This window comes from Thalassobacillus hwangdonensis (assembly GCF_042675915.1).
GTDB classification, from domain to species: Bacteria; Bacillota; Bacilli; order Bacillales; family Halobacillaceae; genus Thalassobacillus_A; species Thalassobacillus_A hwangdonensis.
Map to the genome: position 1 here is coordinate 682959 of NZ_JBHTKL010000001.1, position 21207 is coordinate 704165.

General features: G+C 43.6%; 25 protein-coding genes and 1 tRNA gene. 20 read left to right on the forward strand and 6 right to left on the reverse strand.

Annotated features, from left to right (window positions below; translation table 11 throughout):
* Positions 1-17: 17 nt before the first annotated feature.
* From hfq to glnA, 6 genes are all read left to right on the forward strand, one after another.
* Complete coding sequence (hfq, locus tag ACFQ2J_RS03580; RefSeq protein WP_386056643.1) at positions 18-242, forward strand: RNA chaperone Hfq; 225 nt, start codon at positions 18-20, stop codon at positions 240-242.
* 129 nt (positions 243-371) lie between these two features.
* Positions 372-1319: an AAA family ATPase gene (locus ACFQ2J_RS03585; protein ID WP_386056645.1), complete on the forward strand. Its 948-nt coding sequence runs from the start codon at positions 372-374 to the stop codon at positions 1317-1319.
* A gap of 58 nt (positions 1320-1377) precedes the next feature.
* On the forward strand, positions 1378-2628 hold the full coding sequence (gene hflX / locus ACFQ2J_RS03590) for a GTPase HflX (RefSeq protein WP_386056647.1): 1251 nt from the start codon (positions 1378-1380) through the stop codon (positions 2626-2628).
* Complete coding sequence (locus tag ACFQ2J_RS03595; RefSeq protein ID WP_386056649.1) at positions 2628-3890, forward strand: methionine gamma-lyase family protein; 1263 nt, start codon at positions 2628-2630, stop codon at positions 3888-3890. The genes hflX and ACFQ2J_RS03595 overlap by 1 nt, the downstream gene beginning before the upstream one ends.
* 126 nt (positions 3891-4016) lie before the next feature.
* Entirely contained in the window at positions 4017-4421 is a 405-nt protein-coding gene (locus ACFQ2J_RS03600) for a MerR family transcriptional regulator (protein WP_386056651.1), read from the forward strand.
* A gap of 21 nt (positions 4422-4442) precedes the next feature.
* The gene (glnA, locus tag ACFQ2J_RS03605) at positions 4443-5774 is read left to right on the forward strand and encodes a type I glutamate--ammonia ligase (RefSeq protein WP_386056653.1); all 1332 of its coding nucleotides are present in this window, start codon (positions 4443-4445) and stop codon (positions 5772-5774) included.
* A gap of 92 nt (positions 5775-5866) precedes the next feature.
* Here glnA and ACFQ2J_RS03610 read toward each other — a convergent pair whose 3' ends face one another.
* The 3 genes from ACFQ2J_RS03610 to lexA form a co-directional block, all read right to left on the reverse strand.
* The gene (locus tag ACFQ2J_RS03610) at positions 5867-6049 is read right to left on the reverse strand and encodes an aspartyl-phosphate phosphatase Spo0E family protein (RefSeq protein WP_386056655.1); all 183 of its coding nucleotides are present in this window, start codon (positions 6047-6049) and stop codon (positions 5867-5869) included.
* A gap of 123 nt (positions 6050-6172) precedes the next feature.
* Positions 6173-6763 (reverse strand): DUF421 domain-containing protein, encoded by a 591-nt coding sequence (locus ACFQ2J_RS03615; RefSeq protein WP_386056657.1) that lies wholly within the window; start codon positions 6761-6763, stop codon positions 6173-6175.
* Positions 6764-6872: 109 nt separating this feature from the next.
* Positions 6873-7496, reverse strand: a complete 624-nt coding sequence (gene lexA, locus ACFQ2J_RS03620) for a transcriptional repressor LexA (protein WP_386056659.1) — start codon at positions 7494-7496, stop codon at positions 6873-6875.
* Positions 7497-7801: 305 nt separating this feature from the next.
* Here lexA and ACFQ2J_RS03625 point away from each other — a divergent pair, with 305 nt between their 5' ends.
* The 6 genes from ACFQ2J_RS03625 (at position 7802) to ACFQ2J_RS03650 (ending at position 12578) form a co-directional block, all read left to right on the forward strand.
* Entirely contained in the window at positions 7802-8461 is a 660-nt protein-coding gene (locus ACFQ2J_RS03625; protein ID WP_386056661.1) for a YneB family resolvase-like protein, read from the forward strand.
* Between the two features lie 73 nt (positions 8462-8534).
* Complete coding sequence (locus tag ACFQ2J_RS03630) at positions 8535-8768, forward strand: DUF896 domain-containing protein (RefSeq protein ID WP_386056663.1); 234 nt, start codon at positions 8535-8537, stop codon at positions 8766-8768.
* Between the two features lie 214 nt (positions 8769-8982).
* Positions 8983-10983 (forward strand): transketolase, encoded by a 2001-nt coding sequence (gene tkt / locus ACFQ2J_RS03635; RefSeq protein ID WP_386056665.1) that lies wholly within the window; start codon positions 8983-8985, stop codon positions 10981-10983.
* Positions 10984-11176: 193 nt separating this feature from the next.
* Positions 11177-11602 carry a sporulation inhibitor of replication protein SirA gene (gene sirA / locus ACFQ2J_RS03640; RefSeq protein WP_386056667.1) on the forward strand — a complete coding sequence of 142 codons (426 nt, stop codon included), beginning with the start codon at positions 11177-11179 and terminating at the stop codon, positions 11600-11602.
* 75 nt (positions 11603-11677) lie between these two features.
* Positions 11678-11902, forward strand: a complete 225-nt coding sequence (locus tag ACFQ2J_RS03645; RefSeq protein ID WP_386056669.1) for a YneF family protein — start codon at positions 11678-11680, stop codon at positions 11900-11902.
* Positions 11903-12095: 193 nt separating this feature from the next.
* Entirely contained in the window at positions 12096-12578 is a 483-nt protein-coding gene (locus ACFQ2J_RS03650; protein WP_386056671.1) for a hypothetical protein, read from the forward strand.
* Between the two features lie 96 nt (positions 12579-12674).
* Here ACFQ2J_RS03650 and ACFQ2J_RS03655 read toward each other — a convergent pair whose 3' ends face one another.
* Positions 12675-12893: a hypothetical protein gene (locus ACFQ2J_RS03655; RefSeq protein ID WP_386056673.1), complete on the reverse strand. Its 219-nt coding sequence runs from the start codon at positions 12891-12893 to the stop codon at positions 12675-12677.
* 235 nt (positions 12894-13128) lie between these two features.
* On the opposite strand from ACFQ2J_RS03655, the gene ACFQ2J_RS03660 reads away from it, so the two are divergent.
* The 4 genes from ACFQ2J_RS03660 (at position 13129) to ACFQ2J_RS03675 (ending at position 15213) form a co-directional block, all read left to right on the forward strand.
* Complete coding sequence (locus tag ACFQ2J_RS03660) at positions 13129-13833, forward strand: cytochrome c biogenesis CcdA family protein (protein ID WP_386056675.1); 705 nt, start codon at positions 13129-13131, stop codon at positions 13831-13833.
* Between the two features lie 69 nt (positions 13834-13902).
* Positions 13903-14331, forward strand: coding sequence for a Na(+)/H(+) antiporter subunit B (locus ACFQ2J_RS03665; protein ID WP_386056677.1), 429 nt, complete (start codon positions 13903-13905; stop codon positions 14329-14331).
* Between the two features lie 21 nt (positions 14332-14352).
* Positions 14353-14712 carry a response regulator gene (locus ACFQ2J_RS03670; protein ID WP_386056679.1) on the forward strand — a complete coding sequence of 120 codons (360 nt, stop codon included), beginning with the start codon at positions 14353-14355 and terminating at the stop codon, positions 14710-14712.
* A 30-nt stretch (positions 14713-14742) separates the two neighbouring features.
* Positions 14743-15213 (forward strand): CcdC family protein, encoded by a 471-nt coding sequence (locus ACFQ2J_RS03675; protein WP_386056681.1) that lies wholly within the window; start codon positions 14743-14745, stop codon positions 15211-15213.
* A 46-nt stretch (positions 15214-15259) separates the two neighbouring features.
* On the opposite strand, the gene ACFQ2J_RS03680 is transcribed toward ACFQ2J_RS03675, so the two are convergent.
* Positions 15260-15691 carry a DUF2621 domain-containing protein gene (locus tag ACFQ2J_RS03680; protein ID WP_386056683.1) on the reverse strand — a complete coding sequence of 144 codons (432 nt, stop codon included), beginning with the start codon at positions 15689-15691 and terminating at the stop codon, positions 15260-15262.
* 114 nt (positions 15692-15805) lie between these two features.
* Positions 15806-15902, reverse strand: a tRNA-Sec gene (locus ACFQ2J_RS03685).
* Between the two features lie 119 nt (positions 15903-16021).
* Here ACFQ2J_RS03685 and ACFQ2J_RS03690 point away from each other — a divergent pair.
* The 4 genes from ACFQ2J_RS03690 to ACFQ2J_RS03705 all read left to right on the forward strand — a co-directional run bounded on the left by ACFQ2J_RS03690 (position 16022) and on the right by ACFQ2J_RS03705 (position 21072).
* Positions 16022-17125, forward strand: a complete 1104-nt coding sequence (locus ACFQ2J_RS03690; RefSeq protein ID WP_386056685.1) for an ATP-binding protein — start codon at positions 16022-16024, stop codon at positions 17123-17125.
* Between the two features lie 164 nt (positions 17126-17289).
* The gene (gene selB / locus ACFQ2J_RS03695; RefSeq protein ID WP_386056687.1) at positions 17290-19194 is read left to right on the forward strand and encodes a selenocysteine-specific translation elongation factor; all 1905 of its coding nucleotides are present in this window, start codon (positions 17290-17292) and stop codon (positions 19192-19194) included.
* Positions 19195-19468: 274 nt separating this feature from the next.
* A complete protein-coding gene (locus ACFQ2J_RS03700) occupies positions 19469-20215 on the forward strand; it encodes a metal ABC transporter ATP-binding protein (RefSeq protein ID WP_386056689.1) in 747 nt (248 codons plus the stop codon).
* The gene (locus ACFQ2J_RS03705) at positions 20215-21072 is read left to right on the forward strand and encodes a metal ABC transporter permease (protein ID WP_386056691.1); all 858 of its coding nucleotides are present in this window, start codon (positions 20215-20217) and stop codon (positions 21070-21072) included. Before ACFQ2J_RS03700 ends, ACFQ2J_RS03705 begins: the two co-directional genes overlap by 1 nt.
* Positions 21073-21207 lie beyond the last annotated feature (135 nt).

Below are 21207 nucleotides of genomic sequence, written 5' to 3' on the forward strand. Positions count from 1 at the left end.
AAAGAGGAGGAAGATTCATGGCTCAATCTGTAAATATCCAGGACAATTTCCTGAACCAGCTAAGAAAAGATCGCGTTCAAGTAACGGTCTTTCTACTCAACGGGTTCCAATTAAGGGGGACCGTCAAAGCTTTCGACAATTTCACAGTACTTCTGGAAGCTGACGGGAAGCAACAACTGATTTTCAAACATGCCATTTCCACATTCTCTCCTTCGAAGAATGTACAATTGGATAAAGAGTAAGTAAGGAACGGGCGATTGTATCGTCCGTTCTTGTTTTTTTGTCTGAAAGGGATCATGCTTAAGAATTGGGCATTTGTCACACCTGCCAGTTGTCCGGCGTATAGTGGTATGGAATAAGGGGTGATCGATGTGAGTTCCCATCTGACAAAGAACCATCAAGGTCAAATCAATATCGTCTTGAGGGACCATAAAAAGGAAAAGACCGGCGGAGCATCAAGAGTTGAATTGACGCAAACTGCGAATTATCCATATGAAATCATTGATCGTCATTTAGAAGCCTTTGTAGGCATGGAGCGGTTGCGTGAGAAAGTGAAAGAAATCTATGCGCAAGTACTTATTTCTGAAAAACGCAGGCAAATGGGGCTGCTTGGTGATCGGCAGGTCCTTCATATGATGTTCAAAGGTAATCCTGGGACGGGGAAAACCACGGTTGCGCGAGCCTTAGCGAAGATCTTCCATGAGATGGAACTGCTTGAGAAAGGTCATTTCATCGAAGCTGACCGAAGTGATTTGGTCGGAGAATACATCGGGCATACCGCCCAGAAGACGAAAGACCTGATCAAAAAGGCGCTGGGAGGCGTTTTGTTCATTGACGAGGCATATTCTCTTGCTCGTGGCGGGGAGAAGGACTTCGGAAAAGAAGCTGTCGATACGATCGTGAAGTGTATGGAAGACCACCACAATGAGTTTATCATCATCCTTGCTGGTTACCCTAAAGAAATGGAACGGTTCACCTCATTGAATCCAGGGTTGAAGTCGCGGTTTCCTATTTCGCTCGATTTTCCTGATTACGACTCCGGCGAACTGCTTGAAATCGCTATCGACATGGTTCAGGATAAGCAGTATCGGTTTTCCAAACAGGCAGAATGGAAACTGAGGCAGCACTTTCAACAGTTGCTGAAGAATAAGCCTTACAATTTTTCGAATGGACGTCATGTGCGGAACATCGTGGAGGATGCGGTGAGAAAACATGCGATCCGGGTCGTCGAACACCCAGCTCCTAACGCGGAGCTTTTGATGACCATCGAATCCCGCGATTTGCAATTGGAAGAAAAGAAAGAAATGCCGATGATATAAAAGTGTCAGCGAGTTTGATATGATAATAGCACACATCGTTCTAGAAAGAGGTATATACATGGCAGATAAAGAACAAGTAATGCTCGTAGCAAGAAATGACTCGAAGCAAGAGGAGAAAAGATTCCGCTCCTCATTGGAAGAACTTAAATCTTTGACCGAAACTGCTGATGGTTCCGTAAAAAGGATCATCACGCAAAACCGAGAGAGGGTCCACCCTGCTTATTACCTCGGTGAGGGGAAGCTTGAGGAGATCAAACTCATCATTGAAGAGGAAGAGATCAATCTAGTAGTCTTCAATGATGAACTTTCTCCGGGGCAGCTTAGGAACATTACAGATAAGCTGGAAACGAGGGTAATTGATCGCAGTCAGCTTATCCTTGATATTTTTGCGGGTAGGGCGAAGACGAAAGAAGGAAAAATGCAAGTGGAGCTCGCTCAGCTCCAGTATTTATTGCCCCGCCTGGCAGGAAAAGGTACGGAGCTCTCAAGACTCGGTGGAGGAATCGGTACAAGAGGGCCAGGGGAAACCAAATTGGAAACAGACCGCCGGCACATTCAGCGAAGAATCGATGATATTAAGCGAAGGCTGCAAGTGGTAGTGAAACAACGGGAACAATACCGTAAGCGTCGTAGAGAAAATAAAGCGTTTCAGATTGCGATCGTCGGATACACCAACGCTGGGAAGTCAACTTTTTTCAACCGTGTCACCAGCAGTGAATCGTTCGAAGAAAACCTTCTGTTCGCTACGCTTGATCCTTTGACGAGGCAATTGACTTTCCCTTCAGGATTCCAGGCGCTTGTGTCAGATACAGTTGGTTTCATCCAGGATCTTCCTACCCAATTGATCGCAGCTTTCCGGTCGACACTTGAAGAAGTGACAGAAGCGGATTTTATTATCCATATGGTGGATGGTGCACACCCTGACCATGAACAGCACGAAGAAACTGTGCTTAAGCTGCTGGGAGATCTCGGTGCGGATCACCTGCCGATCTTGACTGTATATAATAAGAAGGATCTGTTGACTGGTGAATTCATTCCTCATGCCTTTCCTTCCATCACTGTCTCTGTACACGACCCTATTGATATCGGGCGTGTTTTAGGTAAAATAGAAGAGGTCCTCAAAGAAGAATGGGAAGAATATGATGTTTTCCTTGAAGCATACGAAGGCAGGAAGCTTCAGCAATTAAAGCGGGAAAGCATCGTCGACCATCTTACGTTCAATGAGGAGCGGGAAGGATATGCAATGCATGGGTATCTCCATCCGGACCATCCATTGCTCAATCAATTAAAAGGTAAAGGACGTCATTGATGAACCAAAAGATTGAACAACTAGCAAACACTACAGAACGGGAATTATACACTTATCATCAGCAGGTGCAAACGATTGTTGAGCATAATCAGCAAAGAGTGCTTGAAGGTTTTCAAACGCTCAGAATCAGTGATTCCCATTTTAATCCGACTACAGGGTACGGCTATGATGATTTTGGCAGAGATACATTGGAGGCCTTATACGCTTATATTTTTGGTGGAGAGGATGCGCTTGTGCGACCGCAGATCATCTCCGGTACCCACGCCATAACCACTGCGCTTTTCGGAGTACTTCGCCCGGGTGACGAATTGTTGTACGTTACTGGTAAACCTTATGATACTTTAGAAGAAGTCGTAGGTGAACGAGGAGAGAAGGATACTGGTTCATTGCGGGATTTTGGAATTGGATACCAGGCCGTGCCTTTAGGGGCTGATGGCAAGGTTGATATGCAGCAAGTGGAAGGTGCAATCTCGAAGAATACGAAAGTCGTTGCAATCCAGAGATCGAAAGGGTACGCAGATCGACCTTCATTCACGATAGAAGAAATCAGCCAGATGATAAAAGAAGTCCGTTCAATCAAACAGGATGTCATTGTATTCGTAGATAATTGCTATGGCGAATTCGTCGAGAAGCAGGAGCCGTTACATGTAGGCGCGGACCTCATTGCTGGTTCGCTTATCAAAAATCCCGGAGGCGGCATCGTGCGTACGGGTGGATACATAGCTGGAAATCGTGACCTGATTGAACAATGCAGTTACCGACTAACTTCGCCGGGATTGGGTAAGGAAGCAGGAGCGAGCCTGAACAGCCTTCAGGAGATGTACCAAGGTATCTTCCTGGCGCCGCATATTGTTGGAGAGGCGCTTAAGGGGGCAATGTTCACTGCTCGTTTTTTACAGCAGCTCGGTTTTGATACGACTCCTTCTTTCGATCAAGTCCGGACAGACCTGATCCAGTCGGTTTCGTTTGAAACAGCAGAACAGATGGTAGCCTTCTGTCAGTCGATCCAAAAATCTTCACCGATCAATTCCCATGTCACCCCACATCCCAGTCCGATGCCTGGTTATGAAAGTGATGTGATCATGGCGGCGGGGACATTCATTCAAGGAGCGAGCCTTGAATTGACAGCGGATGGTCCGATCCGCCCTCCGTATATGGCCTTTGTGCAAGGTGGATTGACCTACGCGCATGTGAAAATCGCTATTAAACAAGCGGTCGGCCATTTAGTGGAAACTGGTTTTTTAGTAATGGAAAAAGGGTAGACTGAGATGGGCGGTGCTCATCTCAGTTTTTTTATACTTTTTCATGTTATATTTCCTTACATAGGTTGACACTTTTAGTTTCATGCATATAATTAAAGTATAACAATCAAGGGAGGTGGGGCATCGATGAGTGATGAAATCCGCCGTTCGATGCCATTGTTCCCGATAGGTATAGTCAAGTCATTGACCGATCTATCTGCACGTCAGATCAGGTATTATGAAGAGCATGATCTGATCCAGCCTGCACGTTCAGAAGGTAACAGGAGAATGTTCTCTTTCAATGATGTTGATCGACTTCTGGAGATCAAGGCCTTGATCGAGAAAGGTGTCAACCTCGCAGGAATCAAGCAGGTGCTGTCCATGAAAGCTGCACCTGAAAACCAGGAACTTGACGAAGGGCAAGTCGAAGAAATCCATAAGGAGCTATCTGAGAAGGAGCTTCGCCGCATGTTGCAGCATGAGCTGATGCATGCAGGAAGATATGGCAAGTCTTCGTTAAGACAGGGAGAACTATCAAGGTTCTTCCATTAAAATGTAGGAGGAGAAAACGGAATGGGTTTTACAAAAAAAGAGATTTACAAAAAGCTTGAAGAAGAAAATGTACGCTTTATCCGTCTGCAGTTCACAGATATGTTAGGTACCATCAAGAATGTTGAAATTCCACTTAGTCAGCTTGATAAAGCACTTGATAACAAAATGATGTTCGATGGTTCTTCCATCGAAGGATTTGTGCGTATCGAAGAGTCGGATATGTATTTGGTGCCAGACCTGGATACTTTCGTTGTATTCCCTTGGACTTCAGAAAAAGGGAAAGTAGCGCGTTTCATCTGTGATATCTACAATCCGGATATGACGCCGTTCGAAGGGTGTCCCCGATATAACCTTAAGCGTAACCTGAAGAAAATGGAGGAGCTAGGGTTTTCTGCATTCAACATTGGTACAGAGCCGGAATTTTTCCTGTTCAAGCTTGATGAAAACGGTGAGCCTACGATGGAACTGAATGATAAAGGTGGATACTTCGACCTTGCACCGACGGATCTTGGGGAGAACTGTCGTCGTGATATCGTTCTGGAACTGGAAGAAATGGGCTTTGAAATCGAAGCATCCCACCACGAAGTGGCTCCGGGACAGCATGAAATCGACTTCAAATACTCAGATGCAGTCAAACACTGTGATGATATCCAGACGTTCAAACTTGCAGTCAAGACAATTGCCCGCAAGCACGGACTGCATGCGACCTTCATGCCGAAGCCATTGTTCGGTGTAAATGGATCCGGTATGCACGCCAACATGTCCCTGTTCAAAGATGGAAAAAATTCATTCTTTGATGAAAAAGGTGACTTGCAGCTTTCAGAAGTAGCGTATCAGTTCACTGCTGGTATCATCAAGCACGCGACGAATTTCACAGCAGTTACTAACCCGACGGTAAACTCCTACAAACGCCTGGTTCCTGGATACGAAGCACCTTGTTACGTAGCATGGTCAGGTCAAAACCGCAGTCCGCTCATCCGTATCCCGACTTCACGTGGCTTAAGCACACGTATCGAGGTGCGTAGTGTGGATCCTTCTGCCAACCCTTATATGGCGATGGCTGTATTACTTGCTGCTGGTCTTGACGGAGTGGAAAACAAACTTCAGGCGCCTGCACCAGTCGATCGCAACATCTACGTAATGGATAAAGCAGAGCGGGAGAAGAACGGAGTACAGGATCTACCATCCACTTTGTTCAATGCGCTCGAATTGCTGAAGCAGGATCAGATCATGGTCGATGCACTTGGTGAGCACCTGTTCGAACATTTCATCGAAGCGAAGGAAATCGAATGGGATATGTTCCGCACACAGGTTCACCCATGGGAACGTGAACAATACTTGCAGACTTATTAATCGTTTGCCTATACAAGAGGCTGCCGGAATTCCCGGCAGCCTTTTTTATGTTAAAAAAAAAGAACCACACCACTTGTCGGTGCAGTTCTTGATCAGGGACGTGCATTCTGTTTATTGATCAAATCCATCAGATTATTCAATAACTTGTCCAACTCCTGCGACACTACCACGACGTCAGGGTCTTTCGGGTCTTTCATGTAAACATCATACATCTTTTTCCGCATCTTTTCTATTTTATCTTCCAATGCGGTGATCTCTCTCTTTAAGGTTTCCACTACGGATCCCCTCACTTCTGTTATACCATAGGTCGTATTTGGATCTTAATCCTATTATACACCTTCTATCATTTAAACATAAATCTTTGATTCGACAAAATGCGGGGTAGGATAGTAAGCTTCTCATGCATCTCCGGGCTGTTTGTACTGGTTATTTTCATAATTTATGATCTCTTCAAAGATATTAGCTCCGTTGCTGGAAGGCTGAGCATTACTTTGTTGCTGCTGATTCTGCACCATCATAAGTTTCTTGAATTCTCCGACTGTCAAAGGCCTGGCCTCAGGTATCAATTCATAGCCTAATTGCCCATTAGGCTCCAAAGTAGCGGTTTTGATATCTTTCATGTTGGAAATCCCTTGTTGTCGCAAGCGCATCTCCAATTGATCAACAGTAAAACGTAGTTTTTTCAAGTTATCAACATTAAGCTCGCCATTTTCAATTACGATCTTTGATTTTCCGGTGATGAATTTTTCAATAAAGTTGAACCGGACTTGTAAGTACTCCATAAGGATTAATGCCCCAACGAAAATGGAAGCAGCGATAATCGTCCGCCAGACACTGGTTTCAATAATCGGCTGGATGATTATTGATCCTATTGAGATCATGACAACGGTTTGAGCAAGTGTCATTTGAGAAATAGACTTTCTGCCGGCTATCCTAAGTAATAAAATTCCAGCGAATACCATGATGATCGATTGTAGTATGAAATTCATAATTGTCCTCCATATTGCATTTAATAAAAGTTAGTGTATCCAGCTGGGTTAAGAATATAAAACATGTAAAAAGCCCCCTGTCCGTATAGACAGGGGGCTTAGTTAAGATTTAATGAACAGTACGATATAAACCTACTACTTTTCCTAAGATGAATACTTCGTCGAGAATGATTGGATCCATAGTTGAATTCTCGGGCTGAAGTCTGAAATGGTTCTTCTCTTTGAAGAAACGCTTTACAGTGGCTTCCTCATCTTCTGTCATTGCAACGACGATCTCGCCATTCTGTGCAGTAGACTGCTGACGAACGATTACCATGTCACCATCTAGTATTCCAGCTTCAATCATACTCTCACCTTCGACTACGAGAACGAAGGTATTGTCTGATGCATCAGCCATCGTATCAGGTAATGGTACATATTCTTCGATGTTTTCAATTGCGGTGATCGGAGAGCCGGCAGTTACTTTACCAATTACAGGTGCATAAGTGGGTTCCGGTCTCGGAATACTTTGATCTTCTTCGAGGCTGAGTACTTCGATTGCTCTCGGTTTCGTAGGGTCACGTCTAATGAACCCCTTTTTTTCCAAGCGGGAAAGATGTCCATGCACCGTTGAACTAGAGGCGAGACCGACAGCCTGGCCGATTTCCCGAACGGATGGTGGATAACCCTTGGCCAATACTTCTTCTTTAATATATTCCAGAATTTCCTGTTGACGCTTGGATAATTTACTCATAATTGGACACCTCGTACATATGTTTTGTATTAAGGTCATTGTAACATGAACATTTTGCCAATACAAACATTCGTTCGAAAAAATACTTGACAGGAACCTATGTTCGTATTTATACTGAATTCAACAAATGCGAACAAAAGTTCTTATTCGGAGGGATTTCAATGTTTAATAGAATTTCAAAAGTGGACATGACATTCGGAGTACTTTTCGTTTTGAGCCTTACATTCCTATACGTATCCATAGCGATCAGCGGCTAATTCATAGTATGATGGTTTTCCAACGATACAGATAGAGAGGGACCCAACATGAACGTAATCATCTATTGCAGAGTCAGTACGGAAAAAGAAGCGCAGGTTACATCCCTGGAACGGCAGGAAGCAGAACTGACAGCGATGGCTGCTCAAGAAGGGATGGAAATCATACGGATCATTAAAGAAAAGGAAAGTGGCTACGACATCGAGCGGGAAGGTGTATTCGAAATGCTCGATCTTTTTTCAAGCGGGGAAGCGGATGCACTGCTCGTTCAGGATGAAACACGTCTTGGACGAGGAAACACGAAAATCGCGCTGTTCCATCAATTGCAGAAATCAGGCGTGAAAGTGCTGTCTTTGACAGATCAGGGGGAATTACAACTTTCAGAGTCTGATTCCATGGTTCTGCAAATCGTAGGAATTGTTGAAGAATACCAGAGGAAGATACATAACCTTAAGATAAGACGTGGGATGAAAAAAGCGATGGAGCAAGGGTATAATCCTGGAGAGAACCTTTCCAATCAGCATTTGGCACCAGGAAGAGAACGGAAGGCATTTCCGATCGAAGAGGTTGTTCGTTTAAGGAAAAACAACCTGACGTTTGAGGAAGTGGCAGCGACGCTCAGAGGATTGGGTTATGATGTATCCAGGGCAACAGTCCATCGCAGGTACAAGGAATACGCATCACTTGAAAAAGATGCAGACAAAAGTTAAAATAAGTGATAGACAAGGGTCAGGTGACACTTGTCTTTTTATTTACTACGTACCAAAAAGGAGTATGTTCCACATGCTATCTCAAAATAAATTGGACAGAATCAATGCGCTTGCAAAGAAATCCAAGAATGAAGGCTTGACTGAAGAAGAGAAAGAAGAACAGAAAGTATTGAGACAGGAATATCTCGGAAATGTAAGGAAATCGTTCAAAAATCAGCTGAAAGGTCTGAAAGTGGTTGATCCTGAGGGCAATGATGTTACTCCGGAAAAACTCAAGCAGATGCAGCGGAACGAAAAGAAGCATTAAGTAGTATGGAAAGTGAAAACGCGCTCATCCTATGAAGGAGGGGCGCTTTTTCATTGTTCAGGGAATAATGAGTCAGTCAGATCACCCTGACAAGTAACAATTCGAGCTGAAACTTCAGAATTTTTAAATTGTGATGACATCGCTTGTCTATTGGTTCGTTTCATTATAGGATAATAGGTGGTACATATACCTGTAGAAAGGGGTTTATTTAAACATGTCAACAATTGAACAGAAATCAATCAATACGATTCGTACACTTACAATCGATGCAGTTGAAAAAGCGAATTCAGGTCACCCTGGTATGCCGATGGGGGCTGCTCCGATGGCATATACATTGTGGACGGAATTCATGAATCACAATCCGAAGAATTCCAACTGGTTCAATCGGGACCGTTTCGTGCTTTCTGCAGGCCACGGCTCTATGCTTCTTTACAGCCTATTGCATTTATCCGGTTACAATGTGACGATGGATGATTTGAAGAATTTCCGTCAGTGGGATTCGAAAACACCTGGTCACCCTGAGTTCGGACATACCGATGGAGTAGAGGCAACTACCGGCCCACTTGGGCAAGGAATTGCGATGGCAACAGGTATGGCGATGGCAGAGCGTCACTTAGCTGCGAAATACAATACAGACGATCATGAAGTCGTCGATCACTATACCTTCACAATCTGTGGTGACGGTGATTTGATGGAAGGTGTCTCCCAGGAGTCCGCTTCCCTTGCAGCTCATCTTGGTCTAGGCAAGCTTATCGTCATGTATGATTCAAACGATATTTCGCTTGATGGTGATTTGGATCGCTCATTCTCTGAAAGTGTGGAGGATCGATATAAAGCCTACGGATGGCAGGTCATCAGAGTAGAAGATGGTAACGATATGAAGGAAATCCGTAACGCCATCAAAGAAGCGAAAGCAAATACAGATCAACCGACAATGATCGAAGTGAAGACTGTGATCGGTTACGGTTCTCCTAATAAATCCGGAAAATCCGCTTCTCACGGTGCTCCGCTTGGAACAGACGAAATCGTCGCGACTAAACAGCACTATAAGTGGGAACATGAGGAGTTCCACGTGCCTGAGGAAGTGTATCAGGACTTCAAAGATAAAGTTCAGGCGAACGGTGAAAAAGAAGAACAGGCATGGAAAGAATTATTCGATGCATACAAAACTGCGAATCCTGAACTGGCTGATGAGTTGGATCAAGCGATCAAAGGTGAACTTCCTTCCGGTTGGGAGAATTCTCTGCCTACATTTGAAGAAGGTGAGGACAGCCCAGCAACACGTGCTGCTTCTGGTGAAGCCATCAACGCACTTTCTGAAGCGATCCCTTACTTCTTCGGAGGAAGTGCAGACCTTGCTGGTTCGAATAAAACAGCTGTCAAAGGACAAGAAGACTTCTCTAAGGAAAACTATGCTGGTCGTAACATCTGGTTCGGTGTCCGTGAATTTGCGATGGCTTCCGCACTGAACGGAATGGCCCTTCACGGTGGATTGAAAGTTTATGGTGGCACATTCTTCGTATTCAGTGACTACCTGCGCCCTGCAATCCGTTTATCAGCATTGATGAACCTACCTGTGAACTATGTGTTTACACACGATTCAATAGCGGTTGGAGAAGACGGTCCTACACACGAACCGATCGAGCAATTACCTTCACTTCGCGCGATGCCGAACCTTTCCGTCATTCGTCCGGCAGATGGTAATGAAACTAGTGCAGCGTGGAGAGTCGCACTGGAATCTGATAAGACTCCTACTGCACTCGTACTGACTCGTCAAGGTCTACCGACGCTGAAAGGTACAGAAGAATTCGCCTACGATGGTGTGAAGAAAGGTGCATACGTAATCAGCCCTGCAAGTAAAGGGACTCCTGATGGGTTGCTCCTCGCAACAGGTTCTGAAGTGCAGCTTGCAATCAAAGCGCAGGCAGAACTGAAGTCCAAAGGCTATGATGTAAGCGTCGTAAGCATGCCATCATGGGATCGTTTCAATGCCCAGTCCGAAGAGTATAAAGAAAGTGTACTGCCGAAATCTGTTACGAAGCGTTTGGCGATTGAAATGGCATCCCCATTCGGTTGGGAACGTTACGTAGGATTGGATGGCAAGGTGATTGGTATTGATACGTTCGGAGCTTCTGCACCAGGGAACATTATCATGGAAAAGTATGGTTTTACAGTAGAAAATGTTGTGAACGAAGCAGAAAAGTTGTTCAACTGATTTACAGAATGAAAAAAACTGCGCTGCTGTCATTTTCAGCAGCGCAGTTTTTATGATTTTTTTTAATGTGAAAATGCTGTCGCTAACGGTTTCCGTTGAAATCGACAAAACTCGATGGAATATCCTACATGATTTGACAGACTAATCATGAAAGAATGTATATAATAGCCCTCAAATAGGAGGGAGATGTCCCATGCATTTATTTTATATATATTCTGTCAAAGATGAGGTCTCGATGGACTATTACTATAAAACGGAGCTATTGTTCCGCTTCTTCCAGGAATATCATAGGAACCCTTCGTCAAAATTATATCAGCTGCAATTCAAATTCATTACTAAACCATTTCCGGTCACTCAATTGACACGAGTGATGAACCGGCCGCATGTCCGTGCCATTTCGGATACGAAAAAACGTGCTCCGATCACAAAATGGGTCGATAAACATGCTATAATAGAAGTAACGAAAGAAATGTGTCTTATACAGTGTGACCATTTCATGGAAGCGGAGAAACTTTTGTTTCAGAACCTGCGCCTGATCGATCGGTATTTTTTCATTGCGGACTACAGAAATAAACAATTCGGTTGGATTTCTCCTCAGAAGAAAGAAATGCTTTTATGATCAAAGAGGCTATTGTGTTATTGAATCCATTTTACTATACTGTATGAGAGACAACATGAAGGAGGAAGACTTAGCATGACACTGGGTATTGTATGGGTCATCGTCATTGCCGTTCTGGCTTTGCTTGGTGGTGTGGCCCTAGGGTTTTTTATTGCGCGAAAATACATGATGAACTACTTGAAGAAAAACCCTCCGATCAACGAACAAATGCTTCGCACATTGATGATGCAGATGGGACAGAAGCCTTCCCAGAAGAAGATCAATCAGATGATGCGTGCCATGAACAATCAAACAAAATAACTGAGCCTTGGTACAGCAGGATTTTAAGCAACTTTGACCTGCCAAGGAAAACAACTACAAAGCAGACTGAACTCTTCAATTTTACTTGGAATATTCAGTAGAAGCTTACAAAAAGACCACTTTCTCTATTTATTGATGAATGAATCAATATTAAGGAGAAGGTGGTTTTTTTATTGGGAAGGGAATGAGATAAATGGATACTGTCATGCAATTACTCACGGACTTCATACCTGTAATAGCAGCACTTGGCGGAGCAATGGTTGGTGGTTATTTTTCGAGGAAGTCTCAAAATGATGCGATACAATTGCAGATCGAACGTGACAAGGAGATTGCTAAGAAGCAGGAAATGAATGAATTAATGTCCATCTATAATGATATTCTGAGAATAAATGGTGAAAAAATAATGGTGGCACACGTTGGAGGCGGGCACACAGAGTTGGATATAAAACTATATGAACAAGCAATCAGACCGTTGGTATATGAAAAATTTCATTTGATACATGAGAACGTTGCCAAGATAGTCGAGAAGATCGATCGCAAACTTGCAGAGTGTAATTTTCATGAAGAGATTACCCCTGAAAATCATCAATTTTTAGCTACTGCATATTGGGATTTGATCAACAAAATCAACGAACATTTAGCAGAATATAGAGAGTCGCGATTCAATTATAAGTAAGGTGATGAATATCAATATCCGAGAATCAAAAAACCTTCTGCCCGTAATAGGGAAGAAGGTCGATTTATTTAGTCACTATGTAAGCAGTGAATAGGATCATCGTTCGAATTGTGAGCCTCGTTCCTGGTACTTCTCTTCCATCAGGTATTTGATATTCGTCAGAAGTGTGAAGGAAAGGAAAAAGTTCATGGCCAGTACTGAGGCAAGGAGTCCATAGTCAGAAATGATGATCGGTCCTTTGATTGCTGTAATGATCGTTGTTTCCATTATGAATAATACTAAACTCATCACTGCTGAAATTCCGATACGTAGCATCTTTGAACCTCCTGTGAACTTCTTAGCAAGATTTTCTACCCCAAATATAATATAAATTCATAAAATGTTCAATTTTATTTTGAAGTACGAGCATAGAATATAACGAACAATAATGCCCATGTAATGCAGTTTTCAACCGTCTGTAGATGTGGAAGGCTTTTCAAAATCTATACTTCGTCTTTTTCCCTTTTGTCTGATAGAATAAACGGTGGAACTAGAAAGAGAGGTATGATTTATGTCTGATATCAATGTGTTCATCGCCTTCGGTGCTGGATTTCTTTCCTTCATATCACCCTGTGTTCTTCCGTTGTACCCAGCATTCCTTTCATATATAACCGGAATGAGTGTCAACGAACTGAAGCAGGATAATGGTATGCTGAATCGCAAAAGTATGCTACATACAATCATGTTCTTACTTGGCTTTTCGAGCATTTTCATCATGTTAGGGTTTACGGCGAGCTTTGTCTCTGAATTTTTGATGGACAATAGAGATGTGATAAGGCAACTTGGAGCGATCCTTATCATTTTCTTCGGATTGGTAATCATAGGTGTTTTGAATTTTCAATTCTTAATGAAGGACCGCAAAGTATCCTTCAAGAACAGACCTGCAGGGTTCATAGGTTCCTTCATCATTGGTATGGCATTTTCCATGGGCTGGACGCCATGTACCGGACCGATCCTTATGGTGGTGCTCAGCTTGGCAGCCACTGATCCGCAATCAGGGATGATCATGATGATCGCTTATTCCCTTGGATTCTCCGCTCCATTCCTTATCTTGTCCTTTTTCATCGGGAAAATGAATTGGATCAAGAAGCACAGTATGAAACTGGTCAAAGGTGGAGGGTATGTGATGATCTTTATGGGAATCGCTCTGTTTTTCGATTGGATGACGAAGCTCACCTCCTATCTTGCCGGACTGTTTAATTTTCAAGGATTCTAGAACAATGGAATTTTGAAGTGATTTGTATTATCATTATGGTATCTGAGGAATAAAAAGGAGCAATCTGACATGGTAAAGACTAACGATTTAATCCTGCGAACGACAACGACGTTGATTGCCTTTATCCTACTCGGCTTTTCAATGTATTTATTTTTTGCCGGCCATAATAAGCCAGGCGGTGGCTTCATCGGGGGATTGATGACTGCTGCTGCAATCGTGCTGATGTATATGGCTTATGGTATGGAAGCAGTACGTAAAATCATTCCGATCAATTTCCGTCATATGATCGCTGCCGGATTATTGATTGCTGTATTGACTGGAGCGGGCTCTTTCGTACTCGGTGAACCATTCTTGAGCCAAAGCTTCGCTTATTTCCAATTGCCTATCCTCGGCAAGACAGAATTAGCTACAGCTGTATTATTCGATCTCGGTGTGTATCTCACTGTAGTGGGAGTTACGATGACGATCATCCTGTCCATTGCGAATGATCGGAACTAATCGAAACAAGGGGGAGCAGGCATGGCAAAAATTCTAGTAGTGGATGATGCGAAATTCATGAGAATGACTTTGAAGAACATCCTTACTAATGGGGAACATGATGTAATCGGTGAAGCTTCGAATGGAAAAGAAGCGGTCGAGTTATATAAAGAACTGGCTCCTGATCTGGTAACGATGGATATTACGATGCCGGAAATGAATGGCATGGATGCATTGAATGAAATCGTAGCATCATCGGATGATGCACGTGTCATCATGTGTTCCGCCATGGGACAGCAAAAAATGGTAGTCGAAGCGATCGAACAGGGTGCGAAGGACTTTATTGTAAAGCCTTTTGATGAAGCTCGCGTTCTTGAAGCGGTCGCTCGTGTACTGCGTTAAGCATCAGGGTAAGGAAATGAGTGAAATGGTATGTTTTGGTTAATAGCAAGTACAGTGGTAGGAGCGATGATGGCGACTGGTATGATTTTCATACGGATGCGCGCGGCAAAGCGGCCTGCAAGCATCAGGAAAATCATCCTTCCTCCTCTATTCATGAGTACAGGAGCACTGATGTTTGTCCACCCTTTGTTCCGGGTGGAATGGCTGCAAGTGCTGGAAGCAATGAGTGTAGGTGTCCTGTTTTCATTTTTCCTAATAAAGACATCGAACTTTGTAGTAAGGTCAGGAAACATATACTTACAGCCATCGAAAGCTTTTATTTTCATACTTATCGGTCTTTTGGTATTCCGAATCATCTTCAAGCTGATCATCGGTCAGAATGTATCCTTCGGGGAAACGAGCGGCATGTTCTTTCTGCTTGCATTCGGCATGATTGTATCCTGGAGGATTGCGATGCTGCTCAAATATCTTAAGATTGAAAGAGAATTGCAGGAGTCGTGATTCCGAATCAAAAAGAGCGTTGCTGGTTATCCAGCAACGCTCTTTTTCATGCTTGTTCAAATAAAGATTGATAGGGGCGAAGATCGATGTTTTTCTCTTTTAACGTTTTGATCAGGAATTTGTGATCCCTTTTCGGAGTAGCGATGATATACCCTTCAATGATCGTATCACGGGTAATCTGCTTCTGCTTTTTGTTCAAAGCTACCTCACCGATTTTGCTGGCGATTTTCTGACGGGCGATGTCCCTGAACAGCTCGGGCACCGGGGATACCAGTTCTTCAAGGAACTGCTTTTCATCCTCTCCCCACATATGACGCGTCAATTCCAGGTAATGCTCTTCCCAGTCAAGAATCGATTTCCCATCTTCTTTAGGAAGCCGCTTCAGGAACTTGCGGAACATGAAGAAACCACCGATTGCAAGAAGGACGATCATGATGATCCCCCAACCGACGATAAATAATGAGAAGCTGCCTGACATAATACCACCTGTTTCATCATAGAATTATGAATAGATACCGATTCGCTGATATCTTATGTATTTCGACAAACATTTTGAATTTTTCGACGAATATAGTATGATAGTTGTAGATTTTGGCGGGACTGTGTGGGAATCGAACCCACCTGAGGCGACACGCGTCTCACGAACGGTTTTGAAGACCGCGGCCTGCACCAGCATAGCAACCAGCCCCAATATACTAATGACATATGTCATTATAAAAGCTATAAGCCGGAATGACAAGTAGTTGGATTAGAGGAAAAGTGTCAATCGTCAGCGACGGGTCAATATTGGGAAAATGGGAGGGTGGACATGGACAGTTATGAAATGGAAAACACAGAGTTGAACGGTGATGAGCATGCTGTTTCTTTTTCTGGGCCATTATCGGGTTTACCTGAAGAATCACTCTCATGGTTTGATCGATATGGTAAGGACTTGATTGTCGTACTGGATGAAGAAGGTGTAATCACGCATGTTTCGACGTCGGTGCTTCAGCTGCTGGATTATCACAGGGAAGAAATGGTTGGTACGACCATCACCGATCATCTTCATGATAAAGATTATGATAGAGTGGTAGGATTGCTCGAAGGAGCCCCTCAAAATGATCATAGTGCGAATATAATCGTTAAAGACAAGCATGGGCATTATAAATTGCTTAAAACTCACTTCTCAAAAAACAGCGATTCCAGCAAGGAAAATATTCTTTCTATCTCCCGCTTTATCATGGACCAGAATGAGATGGAACTGCAGATCGTCCGTTGTGAAAAAATGGCGATTGCGGGTCAACTTGCTGCAAGTGTAGCTCACGAGATACGCAATCCACTTACATCCATCAAAGGCTTTCTTCAATTGCTGCAGTCCGGTATGAACAAAAGTGAGGAATATTATAAGATCATGGAAGAAGAGCTTCAGAAAATGGAGAATGTGACATCGGAACTTCTTTATCTATCAAAACCGATGGCAGGAGATAAAGCAAATGAGTCTTTATATGAAATGGTAAGGGAAGTCATCCTTCTACTGAACACTTATGCCGCTGAGAAAGGGATCATGATTGTTCCTGATGTGGATCGGGAACTTCAGCTCAACTGCAATCGGTCCCAATTCAAGCAGATTCTCATAAATCTGGTGAAGAACTCGATTGAAGCAATGGAACAGCCTGGGGATATCCGGATCCATGCTAAAACCGATGGAGATCAAATCTATTTGGAAGTAGTCGATCAAGGACCGGGCATTCCCGACCACTTGATCCATAAAGTGAGTGAGCCTTTTTACACTACGAAGAAAAATGGCACAGGTCTTGGCTTGATGATCTGTAAGCAATTACTCGAAAAGCATGATGGAAATTTAGAAATCAGTCAAAATCATGGCAAGGGAAGTACGTTCAGGATTGTGCTTCCGGCCAGGGCAAATGTATGATGTGATCTCGAATGAACTGAGCGGAGCTCCGCTGTTCATTCGGGATATTTTTTTGAATTACACCTTAAAAGTATGTGTATAAGGTTGAATGTACATAGGAAGACGATTCATTCTGTTAAAATGAAGTTACTGATTGAACAGGATTATAGAGGAGGGGCAGTCAAGTGGAGGAACGTCATTACACGATCGGCCTTGCAGGTCATATCGACCATGGGAAAACCGCACTGACAAAAGCGTTGACCCAGATCGATACGGATCGGCTTAAAGAAGAAAAAGAGCGTAACATATCGATAGAACCCGGCTTCGCACCTTTACATTTAAAAGAGAAGGGGCTTAGAGTCTCTGTTATCGATGTGCCAGGCCATGAGAGGTTCATCCGTCAAATGATTGCCGGTGTAGCCGGTATCGATCTGGTGTTGGTCGTCATTGCAGGAGATGAAGGGATCATGCCGCAAACGAAGGAACATATGGACATCCTTTCTCTGCTAGGGGTCGAGAATGCGATGCTTGTCGTTTCAAAGAGTGATCTGATCGATGCAGAAATGAAAGAAATGGTCGAAGAAGATATAAGAAGCTATATTAAGGAGAAAAGTTATTCGGACGCACCTCTTTTTTTCGTGGACAGTGTGTCGGGAAGTGGCGTACAGGAATTGGAACACGCCATTGAACAGCGACTCAAGGATATACAGCCGAGAGATCCTGGCGGAGATTTCCGAATGCCGGTGGATCAGGTGTTTTCGATTAAAGGGCACGGCACGGTCGTACGGGGTACCATCTATGAAGGAAGGGTCAGAGATAGTGAAACTGTACACGTGTTACCTCCAGGAAAAGATGCACGGATCAGGCAAATTCAAGTACATCAGAAGCAAGCTTCCAGTGTGGTGGCAGGTCAGCGTGCAGCAATCAACCTGTCAGGCGTAGATGTGGGTGAGGTGAGAAGGGGGGATGTCCTTGTAAAAGGGAAATCTGCCATAGTAACTTCAACGATTGATGTAGTATTTAAGAATTTGAATGATTTGATTGCGCCAATTAAACAAAGGGGGCAAATCCGGCTGCACATCGGAACGGAAGAAGTGATGGGGCGGATTGTGTTTTTTGATCGTAATGAGATGGGTGATGAAGAAGATGAGGTTTATTGTCAGCTGCGACTAGAAAAAGAAATCGTCGCAAAAAAGGATGACAGGTTCATCATTCGGAGACCTACTCCTGTAGAAACGGTCGGTGGCGGAAAAATCATTGATCCAGCAGGTGCCAAATATAAGTACGGTCCTGATACGATTGAAATGCTCATGCAGAAAGCTGAAGGGACGAAAGAAGAATTGGTCCTTCAATCATTAGAAAAGAAATTATGGCAGAATCAGAACCAATTGCAGCAGCTCCTCGGAGCGGAAGGATTGAACATCGTAATTGAAGAAATGATTTCAACTGGACAGCTCGAGGCTGTGGCAGATGGATTTATGCGAGCAACAGACAAGGACAGGTTATTAGCTGAGGTATTGGATGCATTGGACGCATTTCATTTACAGCATCCATTAAGGACCGGCATGAATAAACCACAACTGTTACAGCAATTACCGGTTGATGCAGCGGTTGCGAATGTATTGATTGGGGCTTGGGTCCAGGAAGGGAAATTGAACGTCTACGGACCTTCAGTGGCCAAAAGTACGTTCACTCCTCATCTGCCTGATAACTGGAAGGTAAGGATGGAGAAAGTACTTGAGGTATGGAAGCAAGATGGATTGAAGGTGAGAGAATGGTATACCTATGGGGAAGAGCAGAACATACCAGAAGAATGGATGGAAGAGCTCAAATATTACCTCATCCACAATCGTACTGCGTGGGAAATAGATTCAAAACACTTGATATACAGACAAACAGTAAAGACTGCTTTTATGCAGCTCTATGATATAGAGCCGGAAGCATTTAAATTAGAACATGCAAAAGAAACTTTCGGTGTTTCTCGGAAGTATTTGATTCCTTTACTCGAAAAGAGTGATCGTGAGGGACTGACTGTAAGACAGGAGTCCTTAAGAAAATGGAGATTAACCCCTGATCAATATTTCAAATAAAAGTATTTGCATTCTGAACCTTTAGAGTCCCCGTTTGTATCCATCAAATAGATGGCTGCAGACAGGGGCTTTTTATTTTTACTGTGTAATCTTTAAAAATTAAATATAAAAATGTGTTGACATTGTTAGTCATTCGCATATAATTTGCACTAAGGAAACTTTTTTAAATTAAACTATATTCTTGTCTTTTGGGTAACATTTTTTGAATAGCTCACATAATCTGGCGTGTAATGATATTTCTATTCAACTATTTACAGTGAAGGAGGAAAAATTTATGAAGGAAACTGCAATATCCATAGAAAACCTTCATGTTTCCTATTATGGGAATGAAGCTGTCACAGGTGTCAGCTTGTCCGTCAACTGCGGAAACCTTGTTGGTATCATCGGACCGAACGGCGCAGGTAAATCGACCTTTTTGAAAGCAATGTTGAACCTCATACCAAAAGATAAAGGTGAGGTGAAGGTACTGGGAAGGTCGATTAAAGAAGTAAGAAAAAAAATCGCCTATGTACCACAGCGGAACGATATTGACTGGGACTTTCCAATAACGGTATTGGACGCGGTACTGTTAGGCACCTACCCTCATATGAAGCTCTTTCGCCGTCCTAAGAAAAAAGATAAACAATGGGCGTTAGAGTGTCTAGGTCGTGTGGGAATGGAGGAGTTCAGCAAAAGACAGATCGGCGAGTTATCCGGAGGCCAGCAGCAGCGTGTTTTCCTGGCACGAGCACTGGCTCAAAAAGCGGAATTGTTCTTTCTTGATGAACCTTTTGTCGGTGTGGACGTATCGAGCGAGGAAACGATCGTCAATATTTTGAAGGAGCTTTGCCAGCAAGGTAAGACAGTCATCGTCGTCCACCACGATTTAAGTAAAGCGAACGACTATTTCGACCAGCTGATTCTGCTGAATAAAGAATTGATCAGCTTTGGAGCGGTGGAGGAAGTCTTCAAAACAGATGTGATTGAAAAAGCGTACAAAGGACAGTTTGCGATCATGAAGAAGATGGGGGTGACGGTGTAATGGCTTTTATCGAAGCGGTGATGCAATATGGTTTTCTGCAAAAAGCACTGCTTACATCAATTATGGTCGGTATTATCTGTGGAGTGATTGGTTGTTTTATCATCCTTAGAGGGATGGCGCTGATGGGGGATGCGATTTCCCATGCAGTGCTGCCAGGTGTTGCGATTTCCTATATGTTCGGTATCAATTTCTTCTTTGGAGCTGTGTTCAGTGGTGTATTGACCGCAATTGCAATTGGATTTGTAAGCCAGAACAGCCGCATCAAGCACGATACGTCGATTGGTATCATGTTCACAGCTGCTTTTGCAGCCGGGATCATCATCATTACGATGCTGAAGAGCAGTACGGATTTATATCATATCCTGTTTGGTAACGTTCTTGCAGTCCGTTCTTCCGATATGTATATCACATTGGGGATAGGGTTGTTTGTACTGGCAGCTGTCTATTTGTTCTATAAGGAACTGCTGGTCACGTCGTTTGATGAAACGATGGCCGCAGCCTACGGATTACCAGTTCGTTTGATTCATTATTTTCTAATGACACTGCTTACCATGGTAACTGTTGCATCACTGCAAACAGTGGGAATTGTACTTGTCGTAGCCATGCTGATCACTCCTGCTGCAGCAGCTTATCTCCTAACGGAACGATTGTGGCTGATGATCTTCCTTGCTGCAGGTATTGGTGTGATTTCATCGATTGTCGGTCTATATTTCAGTTTCACTTACAATCTTGCTTCAGGAGCAACCATCGTTATGGCAGCGACAGCTATCTTCGTGCTCGTTTTCCTTTTCTCTCCGAAGCATGGATTGATTTGGAAAACACTGCGAGTCAGAAAAAAGCGTGCTTCTTTAGTTTAGCTCTTGTAGGCAAATCAGGAGAAAGGGTGGCGGGGAAACTACTCGCTTTCCTGTGGGGGAGCTGGCGAGCCTCCTCGGTCGTTTCACTTCCTGTGGGGTCTCGCCTAGGTCCTTCTCCCACGGGAGTCTCGCAGT

What these genes read in the sequence shown, in the direction of transcription:
- hfq (WP_386056643.1), top strand. Translation starts at nt 18, where the DNA reads ATGGCTCAATCTGTAAATATCCAGGACAATTTCCTGAACCAGCTAAGA.
- hflX (WP_386056647.1), top strand. Translation starts at nt 1,378, where the DNA reads ATGGCAGATAAAGAACAAGTAATGCTCGTAGCAAGAAATGACTCGAAG.
- ACFQ2J_RS03595 (WP_386056649.1), top strand. Translation starts at nt 2,628, where the DNA reads ATGAACCAAAAGATTGAACAACTAGCAAACACTACAGAACGGGAATTA.
- ACFQ2J_RS03600 (WP_386056651.1), top strand. Translation starts at nt 4,017, where the DNA reads ATGAGTGATGAAATCCGCCGTTCGATGCCATTGTTCCCGATAGGTATA.
- glnA (WP_386056653.1), top strand. Translation starts at nt 4,443, where the DNA reads ATGGGTTTTACAAAAAAAGAGATTTACAAAAAGCTTGAAGAAGAAAAT.
- ACFQ2J_RS03615 (WP_386056657.1), bottom strand. Translation starts at nt 6,763, where the DNA reads ATGAATTTCATACTACAATCGATCATCATGGTATTCGCTGGAATTTTA.
- lexA (WP_386056659.1), bottom strand. Translation starts at nt 7,496, where the DNA reads ATGAGTAAATTATCCAAGCGTCAACAGGAAATTCTGGAATATATTAAA.
- ACFQ2J_RS03625 (WP_386056661.1), top strand. Translation starts at nt 7,802, where the DNA reads ATGAACGTAATCATCTATTGCAGAGTCAGTACGGAAAAAGAAGCGCAG.
- ACFQ2J_RS03630 (WP_386056663.1), top strand. Translation starts at nt 8,535, where the DNA reads ATGCTATCTCAAAATAAATTGGACAGAATCAATGCGCTTGCAAAGAAA.
- tkt (WP_386056665.1), top strand. Translation starts at nt 8,983, where the DNA reads ATGTCAACAATTGAACAGAAATCAATCAATACGATTCGTACACTTACA.
- sirA (WP_386056667.1), top strand. Translation starts at nt 11,177, where the DNA reads ATGCATTTATTTTATATATATTCTGTCAAAGATGAGGTCTCGATGGAC.
- ACFQ2J_RS03645 (WP_386056669.1), top strand. Translation starts at nt 11,678, where the DNA reads ATGACACTGGGTATTGTATGGGTCATCGTCATTGCCGTTCTGGCTTTG.
- ACFQ2J_RS03650 (WP_386056671.1), top strand. Translation starts at nt 12,096, where the DNA reads ATGGATACTGTCATGCAATTACTCACGGACTTCATACCTGTAATAGCA.
- ACFQ2J_RS03655 (WP_386056673.1), bottom strand. Translation starts at nt 12,893, where the DNA reads ATGCTACGTATCGGAATTTCAGCAGTGATGAGTTTAGTATTATTCATA.
- ACFQ2J_RS03660 (WP_386056675.1), top strand. Translation starts at nt 13,129, where the DNA reads ATGTCTGATATCAATGTGTTCATCGCCTTCGGTGCTGGATTTCTTTCC.
- ACFQ2J_RS03665 (WP_386056677.1), top strand. Translation starts at nt 13,903, where the DNA reads ATGGTAAAGACTAACGATTTAATCCTGCGAACGACAACGACGTTGATT.
- ACFQ2J_RS03670 (WP_386056679.1), top strand. Translation starts at nt 14,353, where the DNA reads ATGGCAAAAATTCTAGTAGTGGATGATGCGAAATTCATGAGAATGACT.
- ACFQ2J_RS03675 (WP_386056681.1), top strand. Translation starts at nt 14,743, where the DNA reads ATGTTTTGGTTAATAGCAAGTACAGTGGTAGGAGCGATGATGGCGACT.
- ACFQ2J_RS03680 (WP_386056683.1), bottom strand. Translation starts at nt 15,691, where the DNA reads ATGTCAGGCAGCTTCTCATTATTTATCGTCGGTTGGGGGATCATCATG.
- ACFQ2J_RS03690 (WP_386056685.1), top strand. Translation starts at nt 16,022, where the DNA reads ATGGACAGTTATGAAATGGAAAACACAGAGTTGAACGGTGATGAGCAT.
- ACFQ2J_RS03700 (WP_386056689.1), top strand. Translation starts at nt 19,469, where the DNA reads ATGAAGGAAACTGCAATATCCATAGAAAACCTTCATGTTTCCTATTAT.
- ACFQ2J_RS03705 (WP_386056691.1), top strand. Translation starts at nt 20,215, where the DNA reads ATGGCTTTTATCGAAGCGGTGATGCAATATGGTTTTCTGCAAAAAGCA.